The following is a 6,886-nucleotide window of genomic DNA, read 5'->3' as shown; positions in this document are numbered from 1 at the left end:
TTTCGCCGCCACTTTTGCTGCTGGATTGGCTGCCGGTTTTGCTTCTTTAATGACCCCGCGACCACCGAGATCTACACCTTATAGAACACCCTTTCCCTCCACGCCGCTCTTCCGATCTCCCCCCAGGCCGGCCAGGGCCGCCAGGCCCGCCGCCAGCAGGGCCAAGGTGCCCGGCAGCGCCATGGGCGTGACGCCGGGCACGTAGGCCAGTTCGGAACTGTTCAGCATGTTCAATACCAGCGTATAGCTGCCTGCCACGAGGTTGTCCGTGACGGCGCCGTACTGCCCGCCGCAGCTCGTGCCGATGCCCGTGCCCGTGGGGGCGCCGCAGCCGCTGGGGTCGTAGGTGAACACGCTGCCGCTGGTCAGCGGCGTTTGCGCGTAGCCCGTATTCAGGCTGGCGGCGTCGGCCAGTTCGGTGCCGCCCAGGATGCCCGAGCCGAGGCTGCCGTCGGGGGCCCAGTTGAAGACGATCTGGCCATTCTCATCGATGATGGTAAACGTCAGGGCCATGTTGGTGGTGGCCGCCGAGCCCGTGCCTGCCTGCGCATCGAGGTATAGCTGCATGAAGGGCAGGGCCTGGAACTGGAAGGCCAGGGTGGCGCCCGGTTCGCCCACGACGAAATTGACGGCCATCGCCGTGCTGGAACCATTGCGGCCCGAGGCGTCGGCGCTGCCGCCGCCCGTCAGGAAGGTTTCCGCCGCATTCACGGTATGCGTGCTGGTCGAGCCAGGCGGAAAAGGGGGGATTTGCGAGCTGACGATTTGCGCGTCGCCGCGCGCATACGAGGCCTTGCCCATGCCTTGCTGCGTAAAATCATTCTGTCCCTTGCCGACGGCGCCCCGTGCCGCTTGCTGCGCATCGATTTCATTGCTGCCGCCGTGGATGACGCTGCTGCCGTTGAGCGTGGCGGTGGTGCGCGACAGGTCGACATTGCTGATGAGCGAGGTGGAGCCGGTGGGATTGCTGACGACCAGGCCAAAGACATTGGTGTATGAATAACCGTAGGCGGCTGCGCTGGCGCCGCCTTGGCAGGCCAGCAACAGCAGGGCGAGCAGGGCAGCGCGAAATCGGGTGCGGGGAAATTTACTCATGGAAATCCTTTGGACATCCTTTGCTGGTGGGAAGCCAGCGCAGCGGCCGCTTGCCGCATGGCCGCCGCGCTGTAAGGAAAACCGACAGGGTTCGGCATGAAAAAGGCGAGGTCAGCCCCTCGCCTTTGCATCTCCCCGTCGCCAGGTTCAGGCGGCAACCTTGCGGCGGCGGGCATAGCCCAGGCCTGCAAGTCCCAGGCCCAGCAAGGCCAGGGTGCCTGGTTCGGGCGTCGCTTGCTGTTTCACCAGGTCCACGCTTTCCACGGCATTCAGGGTCAGGGTGTAGTTGCCTGCCGTTAAAGCATTGCTGACGGCGCTGAAGTTGCTGCCGCAGCCCGTGCCCACGCCCGTGCCCGTGGGCGTACCGCAGCCGGAAGGGTCGTAGGTGAACAGATTGCCGCGCGTGAGGAAGTTGGTCGCCAGGCTGGTGTTCAGGTTGGCGCCGTCGGCGCTCTCCGTGCCGCCCGAAATGCCCGAGCCGATCACGCCGTCGGGCGTCCAGTTGAAGACCGTTGCACCCGTTGAATCGGTGATGGTGAAGGTGACCACCAGGTTGGCCGTCGCCGTGGACAGGGAGCCGACATTGCTTTGCAAGAAAACCTGCATGAACGGCGATGACAGGAAATCAAAGCTCAGCGTCGCCGTGGGCGAGCCGACCACGAAGTTGACGGAAAAGCCCGTGGTCGAGCCATTGCGTCCGGACGCGTCGGCCGTGCCCGCGGGATCGGCCAGGTGGACTTCGGCCACGTTGACGGCTTGCGTGGAAGTCGAGCCGGGCGGGAACGAGGGAAACTGCGTGCTGACGATCTGCGCGTCGCCGCGCGAGTAATTGGCCGTAGGCCCCTGTTGCGTAAAGTCGTTCTCGCCCTTGGTGACGGCGCCGACGGCGGCGCGCGGCGAATCGAGTATGCCGGGGCCGCCCTGGATGATGCTCACGCCATTCAGGGTGGCCGTGCTGCGCGAGATGGTGGTGCTGTTCAGGGCCGTGATCGAGCCCGTCGCGGCGGCGATCTGCAGGCCGAAGATGTTGTTGTAGGAATAGCCGTAGCCGCCCGCCTGCGCGCTGCCGGCGGCGCACAGCATGGCCAGTGCCGCTGCGGCCGGCATCAGTTTTAAATGAGAGCGTTTCATTTGGGTTACCTCACGTCATGGGGTTGAGTGGATTTCGTGCTTGAGTCCTGTCGGCAGGTGCTCATGGCCAGTACCTAGCGACTTCCATGCCAACGCATGAGGTTCTTTTGAAATCAATGACTTGGCGTGCTTTTATTGACGTAGTGCAGGCCCTGCCGCACGCGCTGTAAAAAAAACCGACGCTGCCCGTCAAGGCTGGCCGCCAGGCTGCAACGAGCCCAGCAGGGTGTGCATATGGGGCAGCAGGCGCTGCCCGGGCACATAGTCGCGCAATGCCGTGGCCAGCTGGCGCGCCGCCAGCCGGGCCTGGCCATCGTCGAGCATGCGCGTGGCGGCACGGCGCAAGGCGGTTTCCTGGAAGCGGTCGGCGCGCAGCAGCAGGCCGGCGCCGGCGGCCATGATGCCGTGCATGTTGAGGAACTGGTCGAGATTGCTGGCGATGCCGATGACGGGCACGCCTGCCGTCAGCGCCTGCTGGCTGGTGGGGCTGCCGCCGTTGCAGATCACCAGGCTGGCGCGCCGGGCAGCCGCGTCGCCTGGCAGGAAGGGCGCGACATAGGCGTTCGGCGGCACGGCATCGATGCGGATGGTGCCGGCCGTGGCCGCCAATACGGTGACGGGCAGCGGCGCCAGCGCGCGCAGCACGCGCGGCAGCAATTGCCCCTGGCCGGAACTGCCCAGGGTGACGTAGATGATGGGCCGTCCGCTGCTCAGTTCCGCACGCTGCCACCAGTGCGGCAAATCGAGCGGCGGCGCCCAGATGATGGCGCCCAGGTAGTCGTGCGTGGGCGGCATGGCGTGCGGCGGGAACAGTTGCGGAATATCCGCGTACAGGGTGCGGTCGGCATCCGTATAGATGCGCCGCAGGTCGCTGCCCAGCGAGGGCAGGCCATGGCGGCGGCGCACGCGGTTCATGGGCACCGCATGCGAGGCGAAGGCCAGCGGGCGGATCAGGCGGAACAGGGGGGCGGCCAGCCAGATGGGCAGGATGCCGGTCAGGGGCAGGCTGGGCACCGTGTAGTGCGGGCGCACATAGGGACTCCAGTAGGCATTGCTGACGGTGAGGTAGGGAATGCGTTGCAGGCGCGCGCTGACGGACAGCGACAGGCGAAAGTCGCCGATCACGAGATCGGGCTGGACGGCATTGAGCAGGCGCAGGTCTTCTTCCACGTACGCGTGCAAGGTACTTTCCGTGTAGACGGGCTTGCCGTGGGCCAGCGCCTGCAGGAATTGCAACGATGAAATACTGTCGATGCGCCAGCGCCTGAACGGGGTTTGCTTGAAACAAAAATCATATCCGTCGGCGCAGGCAAAATGCACCTCGTACACATCTTCGTCCAGGCCCTGGGCCAGGCTCAGGGGACGGCCGACATGGGCCAGGGTCACGGCCTCGGCCATAAAGAGGATTTTTTTGCGCGCCATCGCTGAGCTATCGCTTGCACTCGTGCCGGTGGGGATACGTGGCTAGTTGGAGTGCTGCCGCGCCGATAAGTTCCCCGTGCCGCTTGCCCCTTGCGGGCGCCAGGATTTGGCCGCATCGGCTACAGTGGGGCAAAGGAGGCCACCATGCAGCCACATTTGCGTCAGATCCCGCTGCGTGCGCACAGCACGCCCGAACCCGATATGCCGCCACGGCCGGAAGGCGATCCCATCGCGCCGCCGCCGGGAACGCCGCCGCATGTCGAGCCGGTGCCCGTCGAAGAGCCCACGCCGCCGCCGCCGCCCGTCAAGATGCATTGAGCGCTTGTTGCGCTGCGGTGATGCTGCGCGGCGCCTTGCGCGCCGCGAGGTGCGTGCGCCGCGGTTATTTCCGATTGGAAATGAAAGGCGGGGGCGCCGTTCTCGCCACGCCATTTAAACAACAAAAAAGCCAATAAATGTTGCCGAGTGGATACAAATCAAGCTCTGGCTGCCGAGTGTCATGCGGCCGTCACGATTCTGTTCTTATAATGAGACATCATAAAAATTCTTGTACAGGAGACCATCATGGGCAATTCCTTGCATAACAAAATCTACCTGGGCCGGCGCCCTGCGATCACCAGCAAAAACCTCGTGGCGCTGGTCCTGGCGGGTGCCGTGGCCGGTTGCGGGCTGGCCTGGCTGCTGCTGCGCAGCTACAAATAAGGGCTGCTGCGCCCGCGTTTGCGCCGCCCGTCCGCGTGGCGGGCGGCGTCAGATTCACGTTGCCTGTTGCCGATGCGCAGCGGGGCGCGTACCATGGGGGCCGAACACCTGGCCTTTTATGGAAAAGTAATGAAGAACGAGAAATTAACAACCGATGAATATGACGCGCTGGAGCAAGTTGCACGCGGCATCAAGACCGAGCGCCCCAGCGCTTGCGTTGCCCGCAATGCCAAGCGCCTGTCGGGCCTGAAGCTGCTCAGCTATGCGCGCGATGGCCGCCTGTCCATCACCGAGAAAGCACAGCAGCTGCTGTTCCTGCGCCGTTGCATCATGGGCTTGCGCGCCGTGGCCGTCGATCCGCTGACCAAGCTGGACTCGGACGTGGCCTATTTCCTGGGCAAGAAAGCCCACATCGTGGCGCGTGCCGAAGGCGAGGGCCACGACATTTCCGACAAGGGCCGCGACTCGCTGGCCGACATCGACACCCTGGGACTGTAACAGCCGGTCCCTGCCACCGGCCCCTGGGGCCGGTTTTCACATCCCCCTCACTTTTATTTCCCCCTTGGAGAACACTTTGGACAGCGCGATGAACTGGTCGGCCCACGAACTGACGATGACGGTCTTGATGACGCCCGATATGGCCAATTTTTCCGGTAACGTGCATGGCGGCACCATCCTGAAATACCTCGACAGCGTCGCCTATGCCTGCGCCAGCCGCTATTCGGGCAGCTACGTGGTGACCCTGTCGGTGGACCAGGTGATGTTCCTGCAGCCTATCCACGTGGGCGAGCTGGTGACCTTCCTGGCTTCGATCAATTACACGGGCACGACGTCGATGGAAGTGGGCATCCGCGTGGTGACGGAAAACATCCAGCAGCGCCTGGTGCGTCACGCCAACAGCTGCTATTTCACGATGGTGGCCGTGGACGCCAACCGCAAGCCCGTGGCCGTGCCGCCGCTGGTGCTGGAGACGCCGGAGCAGCAGTTGCGCTTCGAGCAGGCCAAGCTGCGCAAGCTGTCGCGCCAGAAGGTGTCGAAGAAGTAAATATACCGGGCATAAAAAAACGGCCACCAGAGCGATCTGGTGGCCGTTTTTCATTGCATGCCTAGCGGCAGCGGGAACCGTGATTAACGGTCGCCGTAGCTGCGGCGCGCGCCGTCGGTGCTGCGCGGGTTGGAACCCTTGTAGCCGCCGCCGGTGCTGGGAGCGCCGTCCTTGCGTGGCGCGCCCGGCTTGCTGAACGTGCGTTGGCCTGGCTTCGCGCCGCCACGGTTGTCGCCTGGTTTCCAGCCGCCTGGACGGGCGCTCGAACGTGGTGCCGACGCCGTTTTCTTCGGTTCGAAACCTTCGATGACATTGACCGGGATCAATTGCTTGGTGAAGCGTTCGATGCGCTTGACGTTCATGCCTTCAGCGTGGTTCACCAGCGAGATGGCCAGGCCATTGCGGCCGGCGCGGCCCGTACGGCCGATGCGGTGGACGTAGTCTTCCGGGAACTTCGGCAGATCGTAGTTGAACACGTGGGTGATGGTAGGCACGTCGATACCGCGGGCGGCAACGTCGGTGGCGACCAGCACTTTGACCTGGCCGCGGCGCATGCCGTCCAGGGTGCGGTTGCGCGCGCCCTGGTGCATGTCGCCGTGCAAGGCGGCAGCCGAGAAACCGGCGATGTTCAGGCGGTCGGCGATGGTGTCGGCGTCACGCTTGGTGGCGGTGAACACAACAGCCTGGTCCAGGGTTTCGTCGCGCAGCAGGTGGTCCAGCAGGCGGTTCTTGTGCGACAGATCGTCGACGAAGTGCACGCGCTGCGTGATGTTTTCGTGCTTGTTGCTCGAGCTGGCCACTTGGATGATCAGCGGGTTTTTCGTGATGCGGCGGGCCATATTGCCCACGACGCCGTCCAGGGTTGCCGAGAACAGCATGGTTTGACGGCCTTCCGGCGTCGCTTCCACGATTTTCTCGATGTCGTCGATGAAACCCATGTCCAGCATGCGGTCGGCTTCGTCCAGCACCAGGATTTCCAGTTGCGAGAAGTCGATCTTGCCCGAGTCCATGTGGTCGATCAGACGGCCAGGCGTGGCGACCAGGATCTCAGGATTCTTGGCCAGCAATTGCATCTGTTTAGGGTAAGGCATGCCGCCCAGGATCGACACAGCCTTGATGCGGCGGATGCCGGTGCTGTACTTGTCGGTGTTGGTGGTCACTTGCAGGGCCAGTTCGCGCGTTGGCGTCAGCACCAGCATTTTTGGCTGGGCAGCCTTGAAGCGTGGACGCTCGCCGCGGGCGCGCGAGGCTTGCATTTCCTGGTTTGGCGTCTTGCCGGCGGCGCTTTGTTCGGCGCTGGCCAGTTTGTGCAGCGACGGCAGCATGAACGCTGCGGTCTTGCCCGAACCGGTTTGCGACGAGACCAGCAGGTCACGGCCTTCGATCGCGGCAGGAATCGCTTGCGACTGTACCGCGGTTGGCGCGGTGTAGCCCGATTCGGTCAGAGCGGCGAGGATGGACGGATGCAGGCCTAAGGATTCAAATGTCATT

The 6,886-nt window shown here is 64.1% G+C and carries 8 protein-coding genes; 4 read left to right on the top strand and 4 right to left on the bottom strand.

Annotated features, from left to right (window positions below; translation table 11 throughout):
* Positions 1-78: 78 nt before the first annotated feature.
* From GCN74_RS19875 to GCN74_RS19865, 3 genes are all read right to left on the bottom strand, one after another.
* Positions 79-1,095, bottom strand: a complete 1,017-nt coding sequence (locus GCN74_RS19875; RefSeq protein ID WP_152258262.1) for an EDSAP-1 family PEP-CTERM protein — start codon at positions 1,093-1,095, stop codon at positions 79-81.
* Positions 1,096-1,242: 147 nt separating this feature from the next.
* Positions 1,243-2,226 (bottom strand): EDSAP-1 family PEP-CTERM protein, encoded by a 984-nt coding sequence (locus tag GCN74_RS19870; RefSeq protein ID WP_152258261.1) that lies wholly within the window; start codon positions 2,224-2,226, stop codon positions 1,243-1,245.
* 189 nt (positions 2,227-2,415) lie between these two features.
* The gene (locus GCN74_RS19865) at positions 2,416-3,624 is read right to left on the bottom strand and encodes a glycosyltransferase (RefSeq protein ID WP_226939125.1); all 1,209 of its coding nucleotides are present in this window, start codon (positions 3,622-3,624) and stop codon (positions 2,416-2,418) included.
* 168 nt (positions 3,625-3,792) lie between these two features.
* Here GCN74_RS19865 and GCN74_RS28840 point away from each other — a divergent pair, with 168 nt between their 5' ends.
* The 4 genes from GCN74_RS28840 (at position 3,793) to GCN74_RS19855 (ending at position 5,395) form a co-directional block, all read left to right on the top strand.
* Complete coding sequence (locus GCN74_RS28840; protein ID WP_193317168.1) at positions 3,793-3,966, top strand: hypothetical protein; 174 nt, start codon at positions 3,793-3,795, stop codon at positions 3,964-3,966.
* Between the two features lie 246 nt (positions 3,967-4,212).
* Positions 4,213-4,350 (top strand): hypothetical protein, encoded by a 138-nt coding sequence (locus tag GCN74_RS28835; protein ID WP_193317166.1) that lies wholly within the window; start codon positions 4,213-4,215, stop codon positions 4,348-4,350.
* Between the two features lie 129 nt (positions 4,351-4,479).
* Positions 4,480-4,848 (top strand): hypothetical protein, encoded by a 369-nt coding sequence (locus GCN74_RS19860; RefSeq protein WP_101481986.1) that lies wholly within the window; start codon positions 4,480-4,482, stop codon positions 4,846-4,848.
* Between the two features lie 88 nt (positions 4,849-4,936).
* Positions 4,937-5,395, top strand: a complete 459-nt coding sequence (locus tag GCN74_RS19855; protein ID WP_152258266.1) for an acyl-CoA thioesterase — start codon at positions 4,937-4,939, stop codon at positions 5,393-5,395.
* Positions 5,396-5,478: 83 nt separating this feature from the next.
* Here GCN74_RS19855 and GCN74_RS19850 read toward each other — a convergent pair whose 3' ends face one another.
* Positions 5,479-6,885, bottom strand: coding sequence for a DEAD/DEAH box helicase (locus GCN74_RS19850; RefSeq protein WP_152258259.1), 1,407 nt, complete (start codon positions 6,883-6,885; stop codon positions 5,479-5,481).
* Between the last annotated feature and the right edge of the window lies 1 nt (position 6,886).

Source organism: Janthinobacterium sp. FT14W (genome assembly GCF_009208755.1).
Lineage (GTDB): Bacteria > Pseudomonadota > Gammaproteobacteria > Burkholderiales > Burkholderiaceae_D > Janthinobacterium > Janthinobacterium violaceinigrum.
This window is presented reverse-complemented; position numbering and strand designations above follow the sequence as displayed.